Source organism: Pseudomonas yamanorum, from assembly GCF_013386765.1.
In the GTDB taxonomy this organism is placed as follows: Bacteria; Pseudomonadota; Gammaproteobacteria; order Pseudomonadales; family Pseudomonadaceae; genus Aquipseudomonas; species Aquipseudomonas yamanorum_A.
In genome coordinates, this window is sequence record NZ_JACARE010000096.1 from 1 (window position 1) to 635 (window position 635).

Below are 635 nucleotides of genomic sequence, written 5' to 3' on the forward strand. Positions count from 1 at the left end.
TGCCGCAAGCATGCCATTTCCGATGCCACGTTTTACACCTGGCGTAAGAAGTATGGCGGTATGGAGGTGCCTGAAGTTAAGCGCCTGAAGTCGCTTGAGGAAGAGAACACCAGACTCAAGAAGCTGCTTGCCGAAGCCATGCTGGATAAAGAGGCGCTTCAGGTGGCTCTTGGGCGAAAGTACTGACGACAGACCAGAAGCGGGAAGCCGTGATGTTGATGTGTGATGCGACCGGTCTGTCGCAACGTCGTGCCTGCAGGCTTACAGGTTTATCCCTGTCGACCTGCCGCTATGAGGCTCACCGTCCGGCTGCTGATGCGCATTTATCAGGGCGCATCACTGAGCTGGCACTGGAGCGCAGGCGTTTTGGCTACCGTCGTATTTGGCAGTTGCTGCGCCGTGAAGGGCTTCATGTTAATCATAAGCGCGTGTACCGGCTTTATCACCTCAGTGGCCTGGGCGTAAAACGCAGAAGACGTCGTAAAGGGCTGGCAACAGAACGTCTGCCGCTGCTCCGTCCGGCGGCGCCCAATCTGACCTGGTCGATGGATTTCGTCATGGACGCACTTTCCACCGGTCGCAGGATCAAGTGTCTTACCTGCGTCGATGATTTCACAAAGGAATGCCTGACGGTC

At 56.2% G+C, this 635-nt stretch carries 1 pseudogene; it reads left to right on the forward strand.

The features are described from left to right. Nucleotides 1-635 (forward strand): annotated as a pseudogene (locus HX875_RS32580) (IS3-like element ISSen4 family transposase); the annotation flags it as partial.